Raw genomic sequence first — 22,595 nt, 5'->3', positions numbered from 1 at the left:
ACCAGATGGTGCACATGAGATTCAGATGGTGCACACGAGATAGCGGAAGACGTTCGGCATCCAGATCGTGCCGTCCCGGCGCCGGTGCGGATGCAGGGCCTCCGCGACCTCCTTCTCCACCTGGTCCCGTTCCGTCGCCCGCACCGCCGTATCGAAGTGCCGCGTCGACAGCAGCCCCCGTACCGCACTGTCCATGTCCGCGTACCCGAACGGGCACGCCACCCGGCCCGAGCCGTCCGGATTCAGGCCGGCCCGGTACGCCACCTCCTCCAGATCGTCCCGGCCCGACGCCCGCCAGCCGCCAGCCTGGGGCGCCCGGGCCCCGTTGAAGAGCCTGCTCGCCACCCGCAGTACCGGCGCCGTCGCGCACCGTTCCGGCGGACCCCATCCGGTCAGCACGACCGTGCTGCCCCGGGCGGCCAGCGGCACGGCGGACCGCAGCGTGTCCACGAGACCTTCCCCGTCGCCGGACGAGCAGCCGATCGGGGTGAACGCGGTGAGCAGGTTGTACGGTGCTCCGTCGGCCGGGGCTGCCGCGGACGGATCACCGTCGAGGAGCCGGGGATGTTCGGCCGACGATCCGGCACGGCTCCCCGGATCGGGCATCAGCCGGGTCCTGGCGAGCGCCAGCCGTTCGGGATCGGTGTCGACGCCGGTGACGCGCGCCCCGCGCGCGGCCGCGATCAGCAGCGCGAGACCGGAGCCGCAGCCCAGGGAGAGCAGCCGTGTGCCTCTTCCCACTTCGAGCCGCTCGTACACCGCTTCGTACAGCGGTGCGAGCATCCGTTCCTGGATCTCGGCCCAGTCCCGGGCACGGGTACCGGGGTCCACCGGGGTGGCCGTGTCCGCGTTGCTGTGGTGCCGGACGAGCGTTGGTGTCATGGAAGCGCCCCAATCCGCCGAGAGGTCGGTCGTGTTCCGATCGGTCGTGCCCGAGTGGATGCTCCCCCTGGTGCGTGTGCGCCCGCTCCCCCCCGTGTGTCAGAGAACTGCGCATCCGCGCCCGCGTCCAGGGGTCTGATGGCAATGGTTGTGTGCTCCGGTGGTGCGCCCGTGGGGTCGGCCCGTGGAAGCGGGGCCCGTCGCTCCGTGTGGTGGGCGGTGTCGCCGTACGATGCGCGCCATGGCAAAGCCACCCGTTCTCACGCCCCAGGCCGAGGACTTTCCCCGCTGGTACCAGGATTTGATCAACAAGGCCGAACTCGCGGACAACGGTCCGGTGCGCGGCACCATGGTCATCCGGCCGTACGGATACGGCCTGTGGGAGCGGATGCAGCAGGAGATGGATGCCCGTATCAAACAGGCGGGCGCCCGGAACGCCTACTTCCCGCTCTTCATCCCCCAGTCTTACCTGACACGCGAAGCCGAGCACGTCGAGGGCTTCGCGCCGGAGCTCGCGATCGTGACCCACGCCGGCGGAAAAGAGCTCGAAGAGCCCGTGGTGGTGCGGCCGACGTCCGAAACGATCATCAATGAGTACTTTTCGAAGTGGGTGCAGAGCTACCGGGATCTGCCGCTGCTGATCAACCAGTGGGCGAACGTCGTGCGCTGGGAGATGCGCCCCCGGGTCTTTCTCCGTACGACGGAATTCCTCTGGCAGGAGGGCCACACCGCCCACGCCACCTACGAGGAGGCCCGGGAGTACGCCGCGCACATCCACCGGGACGTCTACGCGGACTTCATGGTCGAGGTGCTGGCCATCGATGTGGTCCTCGGCCGCAAGACCCCGGCCGAGCGGTTCGCCGGGGCCGTCAACACCCTGACGCTCGAAGGGATGATGCGGGACGGCAAGGCCCTGCAGATGGGCACGAGCCATGAGCTCGGCACCAATTTCGCCAGGGCCTTCCACACCAGCTACCTGTCCAGGGAGGGCAGGCAGGAGCTCGTCTGGCAGACCTCGTGGGGCGCGTCGACCCGCATGGTCGGCGGTTTGATCATGGCGCACGGCGACGATCACGGCCTCCGGGTGCCGCCGCGGCTCGCGCCCGTCCAGGCGGTCGTCCTCGCGATCAAGGGGGACGACGCGGTGCTGACCGCGGTCCGGTCCATCGGGGAGCGGCTGCGTGCCGCGGGGATCAGGACCGAGATCGACGACCGCACCGACACCCCGTTCGGCCGCCGCGCGGTCGACTGGGAGCTGAAGGGCGTGCCGGTACGGATCGAGGTCGGCCCGCGCGATCTGGAGAACGGCACCGCGATGCTGGCCCGCCGCATCCCCGGCGGGAAGGAACCGGTGGCGATCGAGGCCCTGCCCGCCCTGCTTGTGGCGGCCCTGGAGGAGGATCAGGCGACGTTGCTGCGTGAGTCCCGGAGCCGGCGCGAATCCGCCACCAGCGAGGTCACGTCCGTCGAGGAGGCCGTGGAGGCGGCGGCAGCGGGCGGCTGGGCGCGTATCGCCTGGGCGGCCCTCGGCCCGGCGGGGGAGGCCCGGCTCGCGGAGCAGGGGGTGTCCGTACGGTGTCTGGTCGCCGAGGACGGGTCGGTGCCGGATTCGGACGATGCCCCCGGTACTGTCGCCCTGGTGGCACGCGCCTACTGACGCTCACCCGCCTCCGGGGCCGCTCGACGACCCGGCGTAGGGTTGCCGCTTGCGCGCCCGGGCGTACAGGTCGCTACGTACCACCTTGGTGTGAGCTGTGAGACTTCTCCGCAGATCTGCGCACCCGCCCTCGTCAGGACGCATCAACGGCAACTGACTGGTACGTGCAAATTATTTGGGATGGCCCGGAATCGGAACACCGGGGCACCCGCGCTCGTTGTCACGACGTGAGCACGACACCACCTGTACTTGCCGCAGAGCTGGCGCAGGCGTGGGCCGACATTCAGCGGTACCACCCCGAGCTGCCGGATCTAGCCGCGCCCGAGTCCCTGATCGGAGAGTCCTCGTCCGCCTGTGGCGCCGAACTCTCCTTCGAGCGACTGCTGCATGAGGCAGTCCATGGCATCGCCGCCGCGCGAGGTGTCCGCGACACCTCGCGGGCCGGCCGTTACCACAACCGCAGATTCCTCGCGATCGCCGAGGAGCTGGGCCTCGACCATGCCGAGGAGCCCCACCCCAGCAGTGGCTTCTCCCTGGTCACGCTCAATCCCGAGGCCAAGCGCCGGTACCGCCCGACGATCGAGCGGCTGCAGCGCGCCCTCAAGGCGCATACGGTCGCCACGGCCGCCGACACCAAGCGTTCCTTCCGAGGCCCGGCCGCCCGGCACGGTTCCTCCGGTGGAGGCGTCCGCGTCAAGGCCGTCTGCGACTGCGGACGCAATGTGCGGGTCGTCCCGTCGGTCCTGGCGCAGGCGCCGATCGTCTGCGGTGGCTGCGGAAAGCCGTTCCGTATCCCGGAAGCCGCGGTCGCGGTGGGGTGACCCGATGCGGTGTGGCACAATGGCTAGCTGTACTCGACAGCCGCACAGGACCCCTCTCTCCTCCGGCTGACGCGTCCATCGGGCACCCGAGTACCGCAACCCCACGTGGCATTTTCGTTGTGCCCAACCACGTCAGAGACCAGGAGACACCACTTCCGTGGCAGTCAAGATCAAGCTGAAGCGTCTGGGCAAGATCCGTTCGCCTCACTACCGCATCGTCGTCGCCGACTCCCGTACCCGCCGTGACGGCCGGGCCATCGAGGAGATCGGCCTGTACCACCCGGTGCAGAACCCCTCGCGCATCGAGGTCAACTCGGAGCGTGCGCAGTACTGGCTGTCCGTCGGCGCCCAGCCGACCGAGCCGGTTCTCGCGATCCTGAAGCTCACCGGTGACTGGCAGGCCCACAAGGGTCTCCCGGCCCCCGCGCCGCTGCTGCAGCCGGAGCCCAAGGCTGACAAGCGCGCCCTCTTCGAGGCCCTGACCAAGGACACCGGCGAGGAGTCCAAGGGCGAGGCCATCACGCAGAAGTCGAAGAAGTCCGACAAGAAGGCGGACGAGGCTGCTGACGCGGCTGCGCCCGCCGAGTCGACCGAGGCCTGAGCATGCTCGAGGAGGCTCTCGAGCACCTCGTGAAGGGCATCGTCGACAACCCCGACGATGTGCAGGTCGCCTCGCGCAACCTGCGCCGTGGTCGCGTGCTCGAGGTCCGGGTCCATCCCGATGACCTCGGTAAGGTGATCGGCCGCAACGGCCGCACCGCGCGCGCACTGCGTACCGTCGTGGGCGCCATCGGCGGCCGTGGCATCCGCGTCGACCTCGTCGATGTGGATCAGGTTCGCTGACAGAGTTGAACACCGGCACGGGCCGGGGAGGGCCATGCGCCCGCCCCGGCCCGTCGTCGTATGACAGGAGAGACACAAGGTGCAGTTGGTAGTCGCGCGGATCGGCCGTGCCCACGGCATCAAGGGCGAGGTCACCGTCGAGGTGCGTACGGACGAGCCGGAACTGCGGCTCGCGCCGGGGGCCGTGCTCGCCACCGAACCGGCCACCGCCGGACCGCTGACGATCGAGACCGGCCGGGTGCACAGCGGACGGCTGCTGCTGCGTTTCGAGGGCGTACGCGACCGTACGGCTGCCGAGGCCCTGCGCAACACGCTCCTGATCGCCGAGGTCGACCCGGCGGAACTCCCCGAGGACCCCGAGGAGTTCTACGACCACCAGCTCATGGATCTCGACGTGGTCCTCGCCGACGGTACCGAGATCGGCCGGATCACCGAGATCACGCATCTGCCGTCCCAGGATCTCTTCATCGTCGAGCGGCCGGACGGCAGCGAGGTGATGATCCCGTTCGTCGAGGAGATCGTCACCGAGATCGATCTGGAGGAGCAGCGCGCGGTGATCACCCCGCCGCCCGGCCTGATCGACGAGAGTCAGGCCGTGATCGCCTCCTCGCGCGACGAAGAGGGCGACGTGGACGAGGCGCCCGAGTCCGGGAAGGACGTCTGATGCGCCTCGACGTCGTCACGATCTTCCCTGAGTACCTGGAACCGCTGAACATCTCGCTGGTCGGCAAGGCCCGCGCGCGTGGCCGTCTCGATGTGCACGTCCACGAGCTGCGGGACTGGACGTACGACCGGCACAACACGGTGGACGACACCCCGTACGGCGGCGGCCCCGGCATGGTCATGAAGACCGAGCCGTGGGGCGAGGCGCTGGACGACGTCCTGGCGGGCGGGTACGAGTCCGGGGCGCACCACCCGGTGCTGGTGGTGCCCACCCCCAGCGGCCGTCCGTTCACCCAGGAGCTTGCTGTCGAGCTCTCCGAGCGACCGTGGCTGGTCTTCACGCCGGCCCGCTACGAGGGCATCGACCGGCGGGTGATGGACGAGTACGCGACCCGCATGCCGGTCGTCGAGGTGTCCATCGGGGATTACGTGCTGGCCGGCGGGGAAGCTGCGGTGCTGGTGATCACGGAGGCGGTGGCCCGGCTGCTGCCCGGGGTGCTCGGCAACGCCGAATCGCACCGGGACGACTCCTTCGCCCCCGGCGCGATGGCCGATCTGCTGGAGGGGCCCGTCTACACCAAGCCGCCCGAGTGGCGCGGCAGGGGCATTCCGGACGTGCTGCTCAGCGGTCACCATGGGAAGATCGCCCGCTGGCGGCGGGACGAGGCGTTCCGCCGCACCGCGCTCAACCGGCCCGATCTCATCGAGCGCTGCGAGGCGAGCGGCTTCGACAAGAAGGACCGCGAGATCCTCTCGATACTCGGCTGGTCGCCGGAGCCCGGTGGCCGATTTTGGCGCAGGCCCGAAGCCGTGGAAGAATAGGCCGCTGCTGTACGTCCGGTGTGCGCCCCTGCCACAGGGGGAACGACGCCCGTCCGACGCGATCAGCACCCCCGAATTCCTTACTATTTCCCGTCGATGACCTGTGGCATCGGCGAAGAAAGCAGACAACATGGCTTCCCTGCTCGATGGCGTCAACGCCGCATCGCTGCGTACCGACATCCCGGCGTTCCGCCCCGGCGACACCGTCAACGTCCACGTCCGAGTGATCGAGGGCAACCGCTCCCGTATCCAGCAGTTCAAGGGTGTTGTCATCCGTCGCCAGGGTTCCGGCGTCAGCGAGACCTTCACGGTCCGCAAGGTCTCCTTCAGCGTCGGCGTCGAGCGCACCTTCCCGGTGCACAGCCCGATCTTCGAGAAGATCGAGCTCGTCACCCGCGGTGACGTCCGTCGCGCCAAGCTGTACTACCTCCGTGAGCTGCGCGGCAAGGCCGCGAAGATCAAGGAGAAGCGCGACAACTGAGCTGACTCCCGGGTTCACAGGACGGCCGGATAAGCTCTGGCCCCGATGGACACGGAAGCCAAGCCCTCGGAGCGCGACCGCTCCTTCGCACCCGCAACAGGGTCGGAGGAGAGGTCGCGCTTTTCGCGTATCCCGGACCGGTTGACCGCCTCGCCGTCGTGGAGGCGGACCGCCGCGCTCGGAGCCGCCTGCTCGGTCTTCGTGCTGCTCCTCAGCGCCTTCGTGGTGCAGCCCTTTCTGATTCCCAGCGGCTCGATGGAGTCCACGTTGCAGGTGGGCGACCGGGTGCTGGTGAACAAATTGGCGTACCGTTTCGGCTCCGTTCCGCAGCGCGGCGACGTGGTGGTCTTCGACGGCACCGGGTCCTTTGTGCAGGAGGCTCCTCACGAGAATCCCGTCACCGGGCTGCTGCACGGTGCGGCGGCGTCCCTGGGGCTGGCGGAACCTGCCGAGACCGATTACGTGAAGCGGGTGGTGGGCGTGGGAGGCGACCGGGTGGTCTGCTGCGACAAGCGCGGAAGGGTCGAGGTCAACGGCCGGCCGGTCGACGAGGACTATCTGTATCCGGGAGATGAGCCGTCCCAGGTGCGCTTCGACGTTGTCGTCCCCGACGGCACGCTGTGGATGATGGGTGACCATCGCAGCAATTCCCGCGACTCGCGTGACCACCTGGGAGAGCCGGGCGGTGGCATGGTCCCGGTCGACATGGTGGTCGGCAGGGTGGACTGGATCGGCTGGCCGCTGGGCCGGCTGGGCTCGCTGCCGGACAGTGCCGCCTTCGAGGGCATACCGGCGCCGGGCGAGGCCCATGGGTAACCGCGGGCGGGGGCGGGGCGGGGCCGACTCCGGGATACCGCTGTCGACCGGCCCCCGGCCGACGGCCACGCGTTCACTGCCTACCAGGGCGGAGCGGCGCAAGCTGGCCCGCAAGGTCAAGCGGCGGCGGCGCGGAACGGCCCTGCGGGAGATCCCCCTTCTCGTCACCGTGGCGCTGTTGATCGCGCTCGTACTCAAGACTTTCCTGGTGCAGGCCTTCGTGATCCCGTCGGGATCGATGGAGCAGACCATCCGGATCGGCGACCGGGTGCTCGTGGACAAGCTGACGCCCTGGTTCGGATCCACGCCTCAGCGCGGCGATGTCGTCGTCTTCAAGGACCCGGGTGGCTGGCTGAAGCAGGAGACCGTCGGCAAGAAGGAACCACCTGTCGTCGTCAAGCAGGTGAAGGAGGCACTGACCTTCATCGGGCTGCTGCCGTCCGACGACGAGCAGGATCTGATCAAGCGGGTGATCGGGGTCGGCGGCGACACGGTGAAGTGCTGCGACAAGGACGGCCGGATCATCGTGAACGGTGTACCGCTCGACGAGCCGTATCTGTATCCCGGCGATCCTCCCTCCCTCATCAAATTCGAGGTAAAGGTTCCGGACGGCCGGATCTTCGTGATGGGCGACCACCGCTCCAATTCGGCTGATTCGCGCTATCACCTGGACGAGCCGGAACACGGCACGGTTTCCGAGGACGATGTCGTGGGACGGGCTGTGGTCATCGCCTGGCCCTTCGGCCACTGGCGGAAGCTTGAGGAACCGGCGACATTCGGTTCGGTTCCTGACGCGCGCGCCGGGTCGGCTGCTGCGTCCGACCCGTCGAATAGTGTGTCTTCCAAGGATCCCAACGGAATGATCCCTCTCCCGACCCCTGCGGAACTCCCGCTCGTTATGGGAGTGGTGGGCCTGCACCGGCTAGGGCGCGGGCGGTGGCACGGAGTAAGGAGTGGATGTGGGGGATTTGGCGGTCGGCGCACGTTCCGGACACGAACCCGAGGACCGGCGGGACAAACCGGAGAATGTCGAGTCCGCCGGGGCGACGGCGGGCCGTTCGGAGAGCGACGGCGACGCTCCGGACGGCGGCAGCACGGCCGAGAATAAGCCACGCTCCTTCTGGAAGGAGTTGCCCCTGCTCATCGGCATCGCGCTGATTCTCGCGCTGCTGATCAAGACGTTTCTGGTGCAGGCGTTCTCGATCCCCTCGGACTCGATGCAGAACACGCTCCAGCGGGGCGACCGGGTGCTGGTCGACAAGTTGACTCCGTGGTTCGGCGCGGAGCCCAAGCGTGGCGAGGTCGTGGTCTTCCATGACCCGGGCGGCTGGCTGGAGGACACCCCGACGCCCGAACCGAATGTGGTGCAGAAGTTCCTCAGTTTCATCGGACTGATGCCGTCCGTCGAGGAGAAGGACCTGATCAAGCGGGTCATCGGGGTCGGCGGCGACACGGTGGAGTGCAAGAAGAACGGCCCTGTCATGGTCAATGGCAAGGCCCTGGACGACCAGTCGTTCATCTTCCCGGGGAACACCCCCTGCAATGACGAGCCGTTCGGCCCGATCAAGGTGCCCGAGGGCCGGATCTGGGTGATGGGCGACCACCGTCAGAATTCGCTCGACTCCCGCTACCACCAGGAGCTTCCGGGCAACGGCACCGTCTCCAACGACGAGGTGGTCGGCCGGGCCATCGTCGTGGCGTGGCCGATCAACCGCTGGTCGACCCTGCCGATCCCGGAGACCTTCGACCAGCCGGGGATCAACGCGGCGATGGGTCTGGCGCCCGGAGCACTCGGTGTGGCCGGAGCGCTGCCCCTCGTGCTGTGGCGTCGCAGGAGGCGGACCAGCGGGCGTACCGCCGGGTAGGGTGCCGACTCGGATCAGCGATTGTCGATCTTCGAGGTGGGGGACGCTGGGATGAGTGGAACAGGACGTACGGGTGGCGGCCACGGTCGGCTCGGCAGCATGCTGTCGGGGCTGGCCGTGGCCGTCGGCTGTGTGCTCTTCCTCGGCGGGTTCGCCTGGGGGGCCGTGGTGTACAGGCCGTACACCGTGCCGACCGGCTCGATGACACCGACGGTGCACGCCGGGGACCGGGTGCTTGCACAGCGGATCGACGGCGGCGAGGTGCGCCGCGGCGACGTGGTGGTCTTCACCGATCCGGTGTGGGGCGACATGCCTGTGGTGAAGCGGGTCGTCGGGATCGGCGGCGACAAGGTCGCCTGCTGCGACAAGGGCTTTCTCACCGTCAACGGCAAATCCATCGAGGAACCGTATCTGCAGACGAAGGGCCTCGCCTCGGCGAACAACTTCACCGCGGATGTGCCCGAGGGGCAGCTCTTCCTGCTCGGGGACGAGCGCAGCACCTCGTTGGACTCCCGGGTCCATTTGGACGACCCGGGACAGGGCTCCGTGCCGCGCAGCGCGGTGCAGGCACGGGTGGATGCCATCGTTTGGCCACTGGGCAGCATGGTCGGGCGGCCGCAGGCCTTCGCCGAGTTCCCCGGTGGGGTGTCGTCGCCAGGGCCGCTGCGACTGCAGCTCGGCGCCATGGTGGTGGGTGTGGTGCTCATCCTCGGTGGTGCCGCATACGGCCCGATCGCGGCACGGTCCGCACGATCGGCACGGAACAGGAGCGAGAGGGTGACTGCCGGTGCGCATTGAGAAGCGGAAGGTTGCCCGCGTGGTGCTTCTGGACCCCGACGACCGCGTTCTCCTGATGCACGGATTCGAACCGGAGGACCCCGGGAGTACCTGGTGGTTCACCCCCGGTGGCGGTCTGGAGGGCGACGAGACGCGCGAACAGGCCGCGCTGCGCGAGCTGGCCGAGGAGACCGGGATCACCGATGTCGAGCTCGGCCCGTTGCTCTGGCAGCGGATGTGCTCGTTTCCGTTCGACGGGCGCCGCTGGGACCAGGACGAGTGGTACTTCCTGGCACGTACAGCGCAGACCGCCACCGACATCAGTGGGCTGACGCGGCTGGAGCAGCGCAGCGTCGCGGGTCTGAGGTGGTGGACCTCCGCCGAACTGTCGGCGGCACGTGAGACGGTGTACCCGACCAGGCTCGCCGAGCTGCTGCGCACGCTGCTCGACGAGGGTCCTCCGCGTACGCCATTGGTTCTGGCCCCCGAAATCGCCTAAGCGCCCAGGGGTGCCGGGCCCTGACGCACAATGGGGGGACGCACGGCTGAAGGGGAACATGCCAATGAGCGCCGAGGACCTCGAAAAGTACGAGACCGAGATGGAGCTGAAGCTCTACCGGGAGTACCGAGATGTCGTCGGTCTGTTCAAATACGTGATCGAGACCGAACGGCGCTTCTACCTCACCAACGACTACGAGATGCAGGTGCACTCGGTTCAGGGTGAGGTGTTTTTCGAAGTATCCATGGCGGACGCCTGGGTCTGGGACATGTACCGGCCCGCACGCTTCGTCAAGCAGGTACGTGTGCTGACGTTCAAGGACGTCAACATCGAGGAGCTCAACAAGAGCGATCTCGAACTTCCGGGTGGCTGAGCCCGCTCAGTCCAAGGACTGATTCCCACCTTCGGGTGGCCGAGTTATCCACATTTCAGAAGTTGTCCACCAAGATCCACCAACTGGGACCGAACGCGTCAGAGTCGGTCCCGGAGGTGGTGCCGATATGAACGCACGGGGGGCACTCGGGCGGTACGGCGAGGATCTGGCGGCGCGGCTGCTGACCGACGCCGGCATGTCCGTACTGGAACGCAACTGGCGCTGTCGTGCCGGTGAGATCGACATCGTCGCGATGGACGGCGACGCTCTCGTGGTCTGCGAGGTGAAGACCCGCAGGGCGGGAGCCTTCGAGCATCCGATGGCAGCCGTCACACCCGTCAAGGCGGAGCGGCTGCGCCGACTGGCCCAGATCTGGCTCTACCGGCACGGCGGCCCGCCGCCCGGCGGGGTCCGGATCGACCTGATCGGCGTGGTGCTGCCCAGGCGCGGAGCGCCTGTCTCCCACCATGCGCGTGGGGTGGCCTGATGGGGTTCGCGCGGGCGTGTTCGGTGGCGCTCGTCGGCGTCGAGGGCGTGGTGGTGGAGGTCCAGGCGGACCTGGAGGCGGGGGTGGCCGCGTTCACCCTGGTGGGGCTGCCGGACAAGAGCCTGGTGGAGAGCCGGGACCGGGTCAGGGCTGCGGTCGTGAACTCTGGGGCCGAGTGGCCCCAGAAGAAACTCACGGTGGGCCTGTCGCCGGCCTCCGTGCCGAAGAGCGGCTCCGGTTTCGATCTGGCGGTTGCCTGTGCGGTGCTGGGTGCGGCCGAGCGGATCGATCCGGCGTCCATCGCCGATGTGGTGATGATCGGTGAGCTCGGGCTCGACGGCCGGGTGCGGCCGGTGCGCGGCGTGCTCCCCGCCGTACTGGCCGCGGCGGAGGCCGGCTACCGCCAGGTCGTCGTCCCCGAGCAGACCGCGGGGGAGGCGGCGCTGGTGCCCGGGGTCTCAGTTCTCGGGGTACGGAGCCTGCGGCAGCTGATCGCGGTGCTCTGCGACGAGCCGGTGCCGGACGAGCGGGAGGCTCATGACGAGGGGCGCCCCGACGCCATGCTGGCCGGGCTGATGGTGCCCGGCGCGGGTATCGGCACCGGGCTCGCCCGGGGGCCCGGGCAGGGGGACGGCAACCCGCCGGATCTGGCGGACGTGGCGGGGCAGGAGCTGCCCCGCAAGGCGCTGGAGGTCGCCGCGGCGGGCGGTCACCATCTGTTGCTCTCCGGACCGCCGGGCGCGGGCAAGACCATGCTGGCCGAGCGGTTGCCGGGGATCCTGCCGGTGCTGACCAGGAAGGAGTCCTTGGAAGTGACCGCGGTGCACTCGGTGGCGGGCATACTGCCGCCGGGCGAGCCACTGGTCACCCGCGCGCCGTACTGCGCACCCCACCATTCGGCGACGATGCAGTCGCTGGTCGGCGGGGGCAATGGACTGCCGCGGCCCGGTGCGGTCTCCCTGGCCCACCGAGGGATTCTCTTTCTGGACGAGGCGCCGGAATTCTCCATGCGGGCACTGGACGCGCTGCGCCAGCCGCTGGAGTCGGGGCATGTGGTGGTGGCACGCAGCGCCGCGGTGGTGCGGCTGCCCGCCAGATTTTTGATGGTCCTGGCGGCCAACCCCTGCCCGTGTGGTCGGCACACCCTCAGCGGTGCCGGTTGCGAATGCCCGCCCTCGACGGTCCGGCGGTATCAGGCGAGACTCTCCGGGCCACTGCTCGACCGGGTGGACCTGCGGGTGGTCGTCGATCCGGTCCGGCGCAAGGACCTGATGGGGCAGGGCGGCACGGGCGAGTCGACGGCCACGGTCGCGGCCCGGGTCCGGGAGGCCAGGGCGCGGGCAGCAAACCGATTGGCCGGGACCGCGTGGACCACCAACAGCGAGGTGCCCGGCCATGAGCTGCGGACCCGGCTGGTCGCGGCGCCGGGCGCGCTCATGGAGGCCGAACGGGACATGGAACGGGGCATGCTCACCGCACGGGGCCTGGACCGGGTGCTCAGGGTGGCGTGGACGGTCGCCGATCTGCGAGGTGCCGACCGCCCGGACGCCTCCGACATCGCGGTGGCGCTGGAACTGCGGACCGGGGTTCCACGGGATGCCCGGACGAAGGCCGGAGTGTCATGACACCGCGGGCGGACGATGGGCAGGAACCGTCGGGGTGCGTTCCGGAACGGGACGCGGAACGCGGCTCGGGGCGGGTGCCGGGGTGCGGCGTGGGGCCAGGAGTGGCGGTGAGCGACCGGGAGCGGCTGGCGCGGGCCGCGCTGACCCGCATCCTGGAACCGGGGGACGAGCGCGGCGGCCGCTGGCTGCGCGAGTGCGGTGCCGTCGAGCTGATACGGCGGATCACCACCAGGGACGGCGCCGCGGAGCAGCTGAGCGGAATGACTCCGAAACGTCTCGACGGATACCGGCTGCGGGCCGAGAACGTCGAGCCCGAGCGGGATCTTTCGATGGTCGCCGCGCTCGGCGGGCGGTTCGTCTGCCCCGGCGACGGGGAATGGCCCAGCCAGCTCGACGACCTGGCGGACGCCAGGCCGACCGGCCTCTGGGTGCGCGGGCCGCGCGATCTGCGGCTCTGGGCGTTGCGCTCGGTCGCCGTGGTGGGCGCCCGCGCCTGCACACCGTACGGATCCCATATGGCGGCGAGCCTCGGCGGGGGGCTCGCGGAGCTGGGGTGGGTGGTGGTGTCGGGAGCGGCGTTCGGGGTGGACGGGGCCGCGCATCGTGGTGCCCTCGCCGTCGACGGGGCGACGATGGCGGTCCTGGCCTGCGGGGTGGACGTCGCCTATCCCCGGGGACACGCCGGGTTGATCGGACGCATGGCGGAACAGGGCCTCGTCATCGGTGAATTACCACCGTCCGATCATCCGACCCGCACCAGATTCATTCTCCGGAACCGGGTCATCGCCGCGTTGACGCGCGGGACGGTCGTCGTAGAGGCCGAATACCGCAGCGGTTCGCTGGTCACTGCGCGCAGCGCGCAGCGGCTCGGCCGCTTCACCATGGGTGTGCCGGGGCCCGCCACCAGTGGGTTGTCAGCAGGAGTCCATGAACTCCTCCGCGGGGAGGGCATTCTGGTGACGGATGCCTCGGAAGTCGCCGAACTGGTGGGGGACATCGGCGAACTCGCTCCGGTCAGACGCGGCACCGTACGCCCCAGGGATCTGCTGGACACGGTCTCCGCCAGGGTCCTCGACGCGCTGCCGCCCCGCGGAGCCGCCAGCGGGCGCGATGTGGCCCGTGCCGCGGGAACCAGCGCCGACGAAGTGCTCGGCAGACTGTACGAATTGCACTCACTGGGGTTCGTCGAACGAGATGGCGACGGATGGCGGTTGACGCCGCGACCGGCGCGCAATCGCGACGCGCGGCGAGGCGGTACTTGACCTGGGGCATTCGGGTGAAAAGGTGATGCTGATGACCTCGGCGGATCCTTCAGCGACGCCTCCGGGGCCGACGCACGCGGCGGCGGCCCCGGAAGGCATGTTCGACCGGCCGGAATCGCACAGCGCCGAACCACTGTCCTGCGCGGACCGCGACGCCCCAGTCACGCTACGCTCACAAGAATCCCGACTCAGACACAATTCCCCCGGCACTTCACAGCAGAACGGCTCAAGGCACCACATGCCCCAGCACACCTCCGGGTCTGACCGCGCGGCAGTACCACCGGCTGCGCGTGGCACTGTGCGCCCCCCTGCCCCCTCCTCGCTCGACGAGTTGTGGCGTTCCTACAAGTCCACGGGCGACGAGCGGCTCCGGGAACAGTTGATCCTGCACTACTCGCCGTTGGTGAAGTACGTCGCGGGCCGAGTGAGTGTGGGCCTGCCTTCCAACGTCGAGCAGGCGGACTTCGTCTCCTCAGGGGTGTTCGGGCTGATCGACGCGATCGAGAAGTTCGACATCGAGCGCGCGATCAAGTTCGAGACGTACGCGATCACCCGCATCCGCGGCGCGATGATCGACGAACTCCGGGCCCTGGACTGGATCCCGCGCTCGGTGCGCCAGAAGGCGCGGGCCGTGGAACGCGCCTACGCCACGCTGGAGGCACAGCTGCGACGCACACCCTCCGAGCCGGAGGTCGCCGCGGAGATGGGCATCGCGCTGGAGGAACTGCACGCGGTTTTCAGTCAGTTGTCGCTGGCGAACGTGGTCGCGCTGGAGGAGCTGCTGCATGTCGGCGGCGAAGGCGGCGACCGGCTGAGCCTGATGGACACGCTCGAGGACACGACCGCCGACAATCCGGTGGAGGTCGCCGAGGACCGTGAGCTCAGACGGCTGCTCGCCCGGGCGATCAATACGCTTCCGGAGCGCGAGAAGACGGTCGTCACGCTCTACTACTACGAGGGCCTCACGCTCGCTGAGATCGGCAATGTGCTCGGGGTCACCGAGAGCCGTGTCAGTCAGATCCACACCAAATCGGTGCTGCAACTGCGCGCGAAACTGGCAGACGCCGGACGCTGACACCACCGGTGGCCGGTGCCGGCCGTGGCTGCTTCGGCCACCGAGTGGGGCCGCACGCACCCTCTCGAACATCGGTCGCCGTAGAGTGGATACGTGCCCAGGATTCGAGCGGCCTCGGTGGCCGAGCACCGGACCATGCAGCGCGGCGCCCTCCTGGACGCCGCCCGCTCCCTGCTGTCCGAGGGCGGTACGGAGGCGTTGACCTTCCCCGCCCTCGCCGAACGCACGGGTCTTGCCCGGTCCTCCGTCTATGAGTACTTCCGCTCCCGTGCGGCCGTCGTCGAGGAGCTCTGCGCCGTCGACTTCCCCGTCTGGGCGGCCGAGGTCGAGAGCGCGATGGAGCAGGCCACCACGCCCGACGGCAAGATCGAGGCCTATGTGCGCCGACAGCTCGATCTCGTCGGGGACCGCCGCCACCGGGCGGTCGTCGCCATCTCGGCGAGCGAGCTGGACGCGGGCGCACGCGAGAAGATCAGGGCTGCGCACGGCGGGCTCATCGCCATGATCGTCGAGGCGCTCGGCGACCTCGGCCACGAACAGCCGAGGCTGGCGGCGATGCTGCTCCAGGGCTCGGTGGACGCCGCGGTGCGGCGTATCGAGCTCGGCGCGGCGGAGGAGCCGGCCGTGATCGCCGACACCGCCGTCGCCATGATCCTGCGAGGCGTCCAGGGCGTACGGGACTGACGTCGTCGCCGGACTGCGGCGACGACGAGCAGAACGCCGGGGGCGGCGAGTCCGTCCCCGGCTCCCTCGGCCGGGAGCCAAGGCTTCGGCACGCCGAACACCGGCAGCAGCCGGGACGGCCCACGTCGCAGCAGCGCGGGCGGCAGCAGGGACAGCGGATCCAGATACGTGTCGCCACGCCGCAGTCCCCAGTGCAGACAGCCCGATGCACAGTGGAAGGGCCCCGCCTCCATGACCGCCACGACCTGTCCTGCCGTCACCTTCTCGCCCTTCGCGACCAGCGCGCGCACCGGCTCGTACGTCGTCCGCAGCGGCGGATCGCCGGTGTCGGCCACCTCGATCGCCACCACCCCGCGCCCCGCCACAACACGCCCCGCGAACGAGACCCGGCCCGAGGCCGCGGCGAGCACCGCCGCGCCCGGCTCCGCGGCGAGATCCGCTCCGCGGTGGCCCCGCCCGTAGGCGTTGGCAGGCGGCTCCCAGCCCCGTACGACCGCAGGCCGCCCGGCGAGCGGCCACACCCGGGGGTCATTCGGGCCGGGGACCGGTGAGGGAACGGGCGCCGACGAGGGAATGGGCGCGGTGACGGGCGCGGGTGTGGGAACGGGTGCTTCGGCCGCCGCGACGACCCGCGTACCGCACAGCATGGCGAGAACGGCCACCACCGCCACGAGTGCGGCCGCGCGGAAGCCGAGTCTGTACCGGAAGCGGGACACGGTCGGATCAGGTGTGCATCGCATGGCCGAACCGTCCCCCGCCGCTCGGATTCGGGGGGATCATGAACCCGGATCTGTGGACTACCGACCGGTTGTGGACAGCGCCGTCACCCGGCACCCGGCCCGTCCCGTACACTTCCTATGGCGATCCGGGTCACCGGGTCGACTTCGCACGCCCCGCCACCTCCCTCTCTGCGGACGGTGGCCGCGCTCCTCGGTCCCTTGTGGCATGGCGCGTCGGGGCGTCAGGCGCGACAGCAATCCTGCGGTCGCGACAACCGAGTACCTCAAGGAGAACGGCCATGGCCGTCGTCACGATGCGGGAGCTGCTGGAAAGCGGCGTCCACTTCGGTCACCAGACCCGTCGCTGGAACCCGAAGATGAAGCGCTTCATCTTCACCGAGCGCAACGGCATCTACATCATCGACCTGCTCCAGTCGCTGTCGTACATCGACCGCGCCTACGAGTTCGTCAAGGAGACCGTCGCCCACGGCGGCTCCATCATGTTCGTGGGTACCAAGAAGCAGGCCCAGGAGGCCATCGCCGAGCAGGCGACGCGCGTCGGCATGCCGTACGTCAACCAGCGTTGGCTCGGTGGCATGCTCACCAACTTCTCCACCGTCTACAAGCGCCTTCAGCGTCTGAAGGAGCTCGAGCTCATCGACTTCGAGGACGTGGCCGCCTCCGGCCTCACCAAGAAGGAGCTCCTGGTTCTCTCCCGCGAGAAGGCCAAGCTGGAGAAGACCCTCGGTGGTATCCGCGAGATGCAGAAGGTGCCGAGCGCCGTCTGGATCGTCGACACCAAGAAGGAGCACATCGCCGTCGGTGAGGCGCGCAAGCTCCACATCCCGGTTGTCGCGATCCTCGACACCAACTGCGACCCCGACGAGGTCGACTACAAGATTCCGGGCAACGACGACGCGATCCGCTCCGTCACCCTGCTCACCCGCGTGATCGCCGACGCCGTCGCCGAGGGCCTCATCGCCCGTTCCGGTGCCGCCACCGGTGACTCGAAGCCGGGCGAGAAGGCCGCCGGCGAGCCGCTCGCCGAGTGGGAGCGCGACCTGCTCGAGGGCGACAAGAAGGCCGACGCCGAGGTCCAGTCCTCCGCCGAGACCGAGAAGGTCGCGGACGCCGAGAAGCCGGCCGAGGCTGCTGCCGAGGCCACCACTGCCGAGGCCCCGGCCGCGGACGCCGAGCAGGCCTGACACCCGTCACGGCTGATGACGGCGGGGGTCGGTGCCACAAGCACCGCCCTCGCCGTTCACCCGTAGATCTTTCAGACTTCGAGAGAGAAACACAGACTCATGGCGAACTACACCGCCGCTGACGTCAAGAAGCTCCGCGAGCTGACCGGCGCCGGCATGATGGACTGCAAGAAGGCGCTCGACGAGGCCGACGGCAACGTCGACAAGGCCGTCGAGGCGCTCCGTATCAAGGGCCAGAAGGGCGTCGCCAAGCGCGAGGGCCGTTCTGCCGAGAACGGCGCCGTCGTGTCCCTCATCTCCGAGGACAAGACCTCCGGCGTTCTGCTCGAGCTGAAGTGCGAGACGGACTTCGTCGCCAAGGGCGAGAAGTTCCAGGCCGTCGCCAACACGCTCGCCGCCCACGTCGCCGCGACCTCCCCGGTCGACCTGGCCGCGCTGCTCGCCTCCGAGATCGAGGCCGGCAAGACCGTCCAGGCGTACGTCGACGAGGCCAACGCCAACCTCGGCGAGAAGATTGTCCTGGACCGCTTCGCGCAGTTCACCGGCGGTTACGTGGCTGCGTACATGCACCGCACCATGCCCGACCTCCCGCCGCAGGTCGGCGTCCTGGTCGAGCTGGACAAGGAGAACGTCGAGGCCGCCAAGGACGTCGCGCAGCACATCGCCGCCTTCGCCCCGAAGTACCTCAACCGCGACGAGGTCCCGGCCGAGACGGTCGAGAACGAGCGTCGTGTCGCCGAGGCCACCTCTCGTGAGGAGGGCAAGCCCGAGGCCGCCCTTCCGAAGATCGTCGAGGGTCGCGTCAACGGCTTCTTCAAGGACGTCGTCGTCCTGGAGCAGGCATTCGCCAAGGACAACAAGAAGTCCGTCCAGAAGGTTCTGGACGAGGCCGGTGTCACCCTGAAGCGCTTCTCGCGCATCAAGGTCGGCATCTGAGTCCGTCCGCGAACAACGGTGGACCCCGATAGGGTCTAGTGCAGTCGTCGGCCGCACACATGCCGTACGACCGCAGATCTGACGAGGAGGCCATTGCCGCTGAGGGACACCAGACCCACCGGCAATGGCCTTCTTCGTATGTGCACGAGGAGAATCTCCATGAACAAGGGCGCGGACGCCGTAAAAGGTGACCACAAGCGCGACGACGGCAAGGTGGCCGGACGCTTCATGCTGAAGCTGTCCGGGGAGGCATTCGCCGGTGGCGGGGGTCTCGGTGTCGACCCCGACGTCGTACACGCCATCGCCCGGGAAATCGCGGCAGTCGTCCGCGACGGCGCGGAAATCGCGGTCGTCATCGGCGGCGGCAACTTCTTCCGCGGTGCTGAGCTCCAGCAGCGCGGCATGGACCGGGCCCGGTCCGACTACATGGGCATGCTCGGCACGGTCATGAACTGCCTGGCGCTCCAGGACTTCCTGGAGAAGGAGGGCATCGACTCCCGTGTCCAGACCGCCATCACCATGGGGCAGGTCGCGGAGCCGTACATCCCGCTGCGCGCCGTGCGCCACCTGGAGAAGGGCCGCGTCGTCATCTTCGGCGCAGGCATGGGGATGCCGTACTTCTCCACCGACACCACTGCCGCCCAGCGCGCCCTGGAGATCGACGCCCAGGGTCTGCTGATGGGCAAGAACGGGGTGGACGGGGTCTACGACTCCGACCCGAAGACCAACCCCGACGCGGTGAAGTTCGACGCGCTTGAGTACAGCGAGGTGCTCGCCCGCGATCTCAAGGTCGCCGACGCCACCGCCATCACGCTCTGCCGTGACAACCAGCTTCCGATCCTCGTCTTCGAGCTGACCGCCACGGGCAATATCGCCCGCGCCGTCAAGGGTGAGAAGATCGGCACGCTCGTGAGTGACCAGGGCACCCGGGCCTGAGAACCGGGGGACCTTCCCGTGAAGTCATGGGAGGTCCGGGGCCTGCGGGGAACACCCCGGGGCAGGTCCCGAAGGATGGACAACGGCCTGCCGGTCGGACATCGTGCAGGTGAGGACGCGACGCAGGACCCGCCGGGCCCGAGCATGCCGGGCCCACTCAAGACACGCAGGAGCACGTGGTGATCGAAGAAACCCTCCTTGAGGCCGAGGAGAAGATGGAGAAGGCCGTCGTCGTGGCGAAAGAGGACTTCGCCGCGATCCGTACGGGCCGTGCGCACCCGGCGATGTTCAACAAGATCGTCGCCGACTACTACGGCGCGTTGACCCCGATCAACCAGCTCGCCTCGTTCTCGGTGCCCGAGCCACGCATGGCCGTCGTGACGCCGTTCGACAAGAGCGCGCTGCGCAACATCGAGCAGGCCATCCGCGACTCGGACCTCGGCGTCAACCCGAGCAACGACGGCAATATCATCCGGGTGACCTTCCCGGACCTCACCGAGGAGCGTCGTCGCGACTACATCAAGGTCGCGAAGACGAAGGCCGAGGACTCGAAGATCTCCATCAGGGCCGTGCGCCGCAAGGCCAAGGAGACACTCGACAAGCTGGTCAAGGACAAGGAGTCCGGCGAGGACGAGGTGCGTCGCGCCGAGAAGGAGCTCGACGACACCACGGCGAAGTACGTCGCACAGGTCGACGAGCTGCTCAAGCACAAGGAAGCCGAGCTGCTCGAAGTCTGATGAACGACTCTTCCTGGGGCGCCCCGCAGGGAGCCGGCCGCTGGGGTGCGTCCGAGACGCAGGCTGCTCCGGCGGGTCCTGCATGCGATGTGCGTGACGCCCAGCAGACTCGGCCCTTGCCCATAGTGCCGGACGTTCCCGACACAGGTAGAGACGCTGACGACCGTGATGACCGGGACCAGGGGGCCGCACGCCTGAAGGGCGGCCCCCTGGTCCGCGACGAGAAGCCGCAGGAGCCCATGTCCACCGCGCCACCGCCCCCGCAGAAGAAACGTGCGGGCCGTGATCTGCGAGCCGCCATAGGGGTCGGTGTGGGGCTCGGCGTCGTCATCGCTGCCTCGCTGTTCATCGTGAAGGCCGTCTTCGTCGGTGTGATCGCCGTCGCCGTCGTCGTGGGCCTGTGGGAGCTCACCTCCCGGCTGGAGGAGCGCAAGGGCATCAAGGCGCCGCTCATCCCGCTGGCGGTCGGTGGCGCGGCGATGGTGGTGGCCGGATACACACGGGGCGCCGAGGGTGCCTGGGTGGCGATGGCGCTGACCGCACTCGCGGTGCTCGTCTGGCGGATGACCGAGCCTCCGGAGGGCTACCTCGAGGACGTCACGGCCGGCGTGTTCGCCGCGTTCTACGTACCGTTCCTGGCCACCTTCGTCGCCATGCTGCTGAGCGCGGACGACGGGCCGCAGCGGGTGCTCACCTTCCTGCTGCTGACCGTGGTCAGCGACACGGGTGCGTACGCCGTCGGCTGGCGCTTCGGGAAGCACAAGCTCGCGCCGCGCATCAGCCCCGGCAAGACCCGCGAGGGCCTGTTCGGGGCCGTCGCCTTCGCGATGGTCGCCGGTGCGCTGTGCATGCAGTTCCTGATCGACGGCGGTTCCTGGTGGCAGGGACTGCTGCTGGGGCTCGCGGTCGCGGTCAGTGCCACCCTCGGTGACCTGGGCGAGTCGATGATCAAGCGGGACCTCGGGATCAAGGACATGGGCACGCTGCTGCCGGGGCACGGCGGCATCATGGACCGGCTGGACTCGCTGCTGCCGACCGCCCCGGTGGTCTGGCTGCTGCTGGTGCTGTTCGTGGGTTCCGGCTGAGCCCTGGGACGGTCCACCGTCCTGACCCGGGCTTTTACGAGTGAGGGTTCGCTGTCCACAGGGCGGCGGGCCCTCACCGTTCTGTCTGCGACACTGGAAGAACCATGCCTAAGCCCGGAGAACTCACTTTCGTCGCGCCCCGCGGAGCCAAGAAGCCGCCGCGGCACCTCGCCGACCTCACGCCCGCCGAGCGCAAGGAAGCCGTCGCCGCGATCGGCGAGAAGCCGTTCCGTGCCCAGCAGCTCTCACAGCACTACTTCGCGCGGTACGCGCACGACCCGGCCGAGTGGACGAACATCCCGGCCGGTTCGCGGGACAAGCTCGCCGAGGCGATGTTCCCCGACCTGATGTCCGTGGTCCGCCATATCAGTTGTGACGACGACACCACCCGCAAGACGCTGTGGAAGCTGCATGACGGGACGCTTGTCGAGTCCGTCCTGATGCGCTACCCGGAGCGGGTGACGATGTGCATCTCGTCGCAGGCGGGATGCGGGATGAACTGCCCGTTCTGCGCCACGGGACAGGCTGGTCTCGACCGCAATCTGTCGACCGCGGAGATCGTCCACCAGATCGTGGACGGTATGCGCGCGCTGCGCGACGGGGAGGTCCCCGGAGGCCCGGCGCGCCTCTCCAACATCGTCTTCATGGGCATGGGCGAGCCGCTCGCCAACTACAACCGGGTGGTGGGCGCGATCCGCCGGCTGACCGACCCGGAGCCGGACGGGCTGGGACTCTCGCAGCGCGGGATCACCGTCTCCACCGTGGGCCTGGTGCCCGCGATGCTCCGCTTCGCCGACGAGGGCTTCAAATGCCGTCTCGCCGTCTCGCTGCACGCACCGGACGATGAACTGCGCGACACGCTCGTCCCTGTGAACACGCGGTGGAAGGTGGGCGAGGTGCTGGACGCCGCATGGGAGTACGCGGAGAAGTCCGGCCGCCGTGTCTCCATCGAGTACGCGCTGATCCGGGACGTCAACGACCAGGCGTGGCGCGGTGACCGACTCGGTCGGCTCCTCAAGGGCAAGCGGGTGCACGTCAACCTGATCCCGCTCAACCCGACGCCCGGTTCCAAGTGGACCGCCTCGCGGCCCGAGGACGAGAAGGCGTTCGTCGAGGCGATCGCGGCACACGGGGTGCCGGTGACCGTGCGGGACACCCGCGGCCAGGAGATCGACGGAGCCTGCGGGCAGTTGGCGGCAGCCGAGCGCTGAGGCCGAAACAGCCCGTGTAACCTGGGCCTGAAATCAACTTCATATTCCGACAGGGGAGCGCCACAGCGCTGAGAGTGCGGCACCGAGTACAGGTCGTCCGCAGACCCTCTGAACCTCGCCCGGGTCATTCCGGG

General features: G+C 69.0%; 25 protein-coding genes and 1 pseudogene. 24 read left to right on the top strand and 2 right to left on the bottom strand.

Features of this window, described 5'->3' with window-relative positions; genetic code table 11:
- Nucleotides 1-21: 21 nt before the first annotated feature.
- Nucleotides 22-882: a methyltransferase domain-containing protein gene (locus ACZ3IC_RS04070; protein ID WP_467412350.1), complete on the bottom strand. Its 861-nt coding sequence runs from the start codon at nt 880-882 to the stop codon at nt 22-24.
- Nucleotides 883-1,123: 241 nt separating this feature from the next.
- Here ACZ3IC_RS04070 and proS point away from each other — a divergent pair, with 241 nt between their 5' ends.
- The 18 genes from proS to ACZ3IC_RS03980 all read left to right on the top strand — a co-directional run bounded on the left by proS (nt 1,124) and on the right by ACZ3IC_RS03980 (nt 15,632).
- The gene (gene proS, locus ACZ3IC_RS04065) at nt 1,124-2,539 is read left to right on the top strand and encodes a proline--tRNA ligase (RefSeq protein WP_467412348.1); all 1,416 of its coding nucleotides are present in this window, start codon (nt 1,124-1,126) and stop codon (nt 2,537-2,539) included.
- A gap of 227 nt (nt 2,540-2,766) precedes the next feature.
- On the top strand, nt 2,767-3,360 hold the full coding sequence (locus ACZ3IC_RS04060; protein ID WP_030928573.1) for a hypothetical protein: 594 nt from the start codon (nt 2,767-2,769) through the stop codon (nt 3,358-3,360).
- A gap of 157 nt (nt 3,361-3,517) precedes the next feature.
- Complete coding sequence (gene rpsP / locus ACZ3IC_RS04055) at nt 3,518-3,961, top strand: 30S ribosomal protein S16 (RefSeq protein WP_467412345.1); 444 nt, start codon at nt 3,518-3,520, stop codon at nt 3,959-3,961.
- Between the two features lie 2 nt (nt 3,962-3,963).
- Nucleotides 3,964-4,203: an RNA-binding protein gene (locus ACZ3IC_RS04050; protein ID WP_005311361.1), complete on the top strand. Its 240-nt coding sequence runs from the start codon at nt 3,964-3,966 to the stop codon at nt 4,201-4,203.
- A gap of 79 nt (nt 4,204-4,282) precedes the next feature.
- Nucleotides 4,283-4,867: a ribosome maturation factor RimM gene (rimM, locus tag ACZ3IC_RS04045; protein ID WP_467412343.1), complete on the top strand. Its 585-nt coding sequence runs from the start codon at nt 4,283-4,285 to the stop codon at nt 4,865-4,867.
- A complete protein-coding gene (gene trmD / locus ACZ3IC_RS04040) occupies nt 4,867-5,688 on the top strand; it encodes a tRNA (guanosine(37)-N1)-methyltransferase TrmD (RefSeq protein ID WP_467412340.1) in 822 nt (273 codons plus the stop codon). The genes rimM and trmD overlap by 1 nt, the downstream gene beginning before the upstream one ends.
- 130 nt (nt 5,689-5,818) lie before the next feature.
- The gene (gene rplS, locus ACZ3IC_RS04035) at nt 5,819-6,169 is read left to right on the top strand and encodes a 50S ribosomal protein L19 (RefSeq protein WP_366134408.1); all 351 of its coding nucleotides are present in this window, start codon (nt 5,819-5,821) and stop codon (nt 6,167-6,169) included.
- Nucleotides 6,170-6,214: 45 nt separating this feature from the next.
- Nucleotides 6,215-6,985, top strand: coding sequence for a signal peptidase I (lepB, locus tag ACZ3IC_RS04030; protein WP_467412338.1), 771 nt, complete (start codon nt 6,215-6,217; stop codon nt 6,983-6,985).
- On the top strand, nt 6,978-8,093 hold the full coding sequence (lepB, locus tag ACZ3IC_RS04025) for a signal peptidase I (RefSeq protein ID WP_467412337.1): 1,116 nt from the start codon (nt 6,978-6,980) through the stop codon (nt 8,091-8,093). Before lepB (ACZ3IC_RS04030) ends, lepB (ACZ3IC_RS04025) begins: the two co-directional genes overlap by 8 nt.
- A gap of 22 nt (nt 8,094-8,115) precedes the next feature.
- Nucleotides 8,116-8,850, top strand: coding sequence for a signal peptidase I (gene lepB, locus ACZ3IC_RS04020; RefSeq protein ID WP_467412334.1), 735 nt, complete (start codon nt 8,116-8,118; stop codon nt 8,848-8,850).
- A gap of 51 nt (nt 8,851-8,901) precedes the next feature.
- Nucleotides 8,902-9,648: a signal peptidase I gene (lepB, locus tag ACZ3IC_RS04015; protein ID WP_467412332.1), complete on the top strand. Its 747-nt coding sequence runs from the start codon at nt 8,902-8,904 to the stop codon at nt 9,646-9,648.
- Nucleotides 9,638-10,126, top strand: coding sequence for an NUDIX hydrolase (locus ACZ3IC_RS04010; protein ID WP_467412329.1), 489 nt, complete (start codon nt 9,638-9,640; stop codon nt 10,124-10,126). Before lepB (ACZ3IC_RS04015) ends, ACZ3IC_RS04010 begins: the two co-directional genes overlap by 11 nt.
- A 64-nt stretch (nt 10,127-10,190) precedes the next feature.
- On the top strand, nt 10,191-10,499 hold the full coding sequence (locus ACZ3IC_RS04005; RefSeq protein WP_003965949.1) for a DUF2469 domain-containing protein: 309 nt from the start codon (nt 10,191-10,193) through the stop codon (nt 10,497-10,499).
- A gap of 127 nt (nt 10,500-10,626) precedes the next feature.
- Nucleotides 10,627-10,986, top strand: a complete 360-nt coding sequence (locus ACZ3IC_RS04000) for a YraN family protein (RefSeq protein ID WP_467412328.1) — start codon at nt 10,627-10,629, stop codon at nt 10,984-10,986.
- Nucleotides 10,986-12,611: a YifB family Mg chelatase-like AAA ATPase gene (locus ACZ3IC_RS03995; protein WP_467412325.1), complete on the top strand. Its 1,626-nt coding sequence runs from the start codon at nt 10,986-10,988 to the stop codon at nt 12,609-12,611. Before ACZ3IC_RS04000 ends, ACZ3IC_RS03995 begins: the two co-directional genes overlap by 1 nt.
- Before the next feature lie 107 nt (nt 12,612-12,718).
- Nucleotides 12,719-13,873, top strand: a complete 1,155-nt coding sequence (gene dprA, locus ACZ3IC_RS03990; RefSeq protein ID WP_467412323.1) for a DNA-processing protein DprA — start codon at nt 12,719-12,721, stop codon at nt 13,871-13,873.
- 238 nt (nt 13,874-14,111) lie between these two features.
- The gene (whiG, locus tag ACZ3IC_RS03985; protein ID WP_467412322.1) at nt 14,112-14,948 is read left to right on the top strand and encodes an RNA polymerase sigma factor WhiG; all 837 of its coding nucleotides are present in this window, start codon (nt 14,112-14,114) and stop codon (nt 14,946-14,948) included.
- A gap of 117 nt (nt 14,949-15,065) precedes the next feature.
- Nucleotides 15,066-15,632 carry a TetR/AcrR family transcriptional regulator gene (locus ACZ3IC_RS03980; RefSeq protein WP_467413111.1) on the top strand — a complete coding sequence of 189 codons (567 nt, stop codon included), beginning with the start codon at nt 15,066-15,068 and terminating at the stop codon, nt 15,630-15,632.
- Nucleotides 15,633-15,712: 80 nt separating this feature from the next.
- On the opposite strand, the pseudogene ACZ3IC_RS03975 reads toward ACZ3IC_RS03980, so the two are convergent.
- A pseudogene (locus ACZ3IC_RS03975) lies at nt 15,713-16,372 on the bottom strand (M23 family metallopeptidase); the annotation flags it as partial.
- 278 nt (nt 16,373-16,650) lie between these two features.
- Between ACZ3IC_RS03975 and rpsB the strand changes: the two are divergent.
- From rpsB to rlmN, 6 genes are all read left to right on the top strand, one after another.
- Complete coding sequence (rpsB, locus tag ACZ3IC_RS03970; protein ID WP_467412319.1) at nt 16,651-17,556, top strand: 30S ribosomal protein S2; 906 nt, start codon at nt 16,651-16,653, stop codon at nt 17,554-17,556.
- A gap of 99 nt (nt 17,557-17,655) precedes the next feature.
- Entirely contained in the window at nt 17,656-18,492 is an 837-nt protein-coding gene (tsf, locus tag ACZ3IC_RS03965) for a translation elongation factor Ts (protein ID WP_467412318.1), read from the top strand.
- 159 nt (nt 18,493-18,651) lie between these two features.
- Nucleotides 18,652-19,428 (top strand): UMP kinase, encoded by a 777-nt coding sequence (pyrH, locus tag ACZ3IC_RS03960; protein WP_467412316.1) that lies wholly within the window; start codon nt 18,652-18,654, stop codon nt 19,426-19,428.
- Between the two features lie 179 nt (nt 19,429-19,607).
- Nucleotides 19,608-20,165: a ribosome recycling factor gene (frr, locus tag ACZ3IC_RS03955; RefSeq protein ID WP_093899080.1), complete on the top strand. Its 558-nt coding sequence runs from the start codon at nt 19,608-19,610 to the stop codon at nt 20,163-20,165.
- Nucleotides 20,165-21,250 (top strand): phosphatidate cytidylyltransferase, encoded by a 1,086-nt coding sequence (locus tag ACZ3IC_RS03950; protein WP_467412313.1) that lies wholly within the window; start codon nt 20,165-20,167, stop codon nt 21,248-21,250. Before frr ends, ACZ3IC_RS03950 begins: the two co-directional genes overlap by 1 nt.
- 104 nt (nt 21,251-21,354) lie before the next feature.
- A complete protein-coding gene (gene rlmN / locus ACZ3IC_RS03945) occupies nt 21,355-22,461 on the top strand; it encodes a dual-specificity RNA methyltransferase RlmN (protein WP_467412311.1) in 1,107 nt (368 codons plus the stop codon).
- The last annotated feature ends 134 nt before the right edge of the window (nt 22,462-22,595 follow it).

This window comes from Streptomyces sp. NPDC002958 (genome assembly GCF_055563255.1).
This window is presented reverse-complemented; position numbering and strand designations above follow the sequence as displayed.

Bases quoted from the DNA above. Each gene is read 5' to 3' on its own strand.
- whiG (WP_467412322.1), top strand. From the start codon at position 14,112: ATGCCCCAGCACACCTCCGGGTCTGACCGCGCGGCAGTACCACCGGCT.
- ACZ3IC_RS04070 (WP_467412350.1), bottom strand. From the start codon at position 882: ATGACACCAACGCTCGTCCGGCACCACAGCAACGCGGACACGGCCACC.
- ACZ3IC_RS04000 (WP_467412328.1), top strand. From the start codon at position 10,627: ATGAACGCACGGGGGGCACTCGGGCGGTACGGCGAGGATCTGGCGGCG.
- lepB (WP_467412338.1), top strand. From the start codon at position 6,215: ATGGACACGGAAGCCAAGCCCTCGGAGCGCGACCGCTCCTTCGCACCC.
- rlmN (WP_467412311.1), top strand. From the start codon at position 21,355: ATGCCTAAGCCCGGAGAACTCACTTTCGTCGCGCCCCGCGGAGCCAAG.
- trmD (WP_467412340.1), top strand. From the start codon at position 4,867: ATGCGCCTCGACGTCGTCACGATCTTCCCTGAGTACCTGGAACCGCTG.
- lepB (WP_467412332.1), top strand. From the start codon at position 8,902: ATGAGTGGAACAGGACGTACGGGTGGCGGCCACGGTCGGCTCGGCAGC.
- ACZ3IC_RS04005 (WP_003965949.1), top strand. From the start codon at position 10,191: ATGAGCGCCGAGGACCTCGAAAAGTACGAGACCGAGATGGAGCTGAAG.
- rplS (WP_366134408.1), top strand. From the start codon at position 5,819: ATGGCTTCCCTGCTCGATGGCGTCAACGCCGCATCGCTGCGTACCGAC.
- tsf (WP_467412318.1), top strand. From the start codon at position 17,656: ATGGCGAACTACACCGCCGCTGACGTCAAGAAGCTCCGCGAGCTGACC.
- proS (WP_467412348.1), top strand. From the start codon at position 1,124: ATGGCAAAGCCACCCGTTCTCACGCCCCAGGCCGAGGACTTTCCCCGC.
- pyrH (WP_467412316.1), top strand. From the start codon at position 18,652: ATGAACAAGGGCGCGGACGCCGTAAAAGGTGACCACAAGCGCGACGAC.
- rpsB (WP_467412319.1), top strand. From the start codon at position 16,651: ATGGCCGTCGTCACGATGCGGGAGCTGCTGGAAAGCGGCGTCCACTTC.
- ACZ3IC_RS03995 (WP_467412325.1), top strand. From the start codon at position 10,986: ATGGGGTTCGCGCGGGCGTGTTCGGTGGCGCTCGTCGGCGTCGAGGGC.
- lepB (WP_467412337.1), top strand. From the start codon at position 6,978: ATGGGTAACCGCGGGCGGGGGCGGGGCGGGGCCGACTCCGGGATACCG.
- ACZ3IC_RS03950 (WP_467412313.1), top strand. From the start codon at position 20,165: ATGAACGACTCTTCCTGGGGCGCCCCGCAGGGAGCCGGCCGCTGGGGT.
- ACZ3IC_RS04050 (WP_005311361.1), top strand. From the start codon at position 3,964: ATGCTCGAGGAGGCTCTCGAGCACCTCGTGAAGGGCATCGTCGACAAC.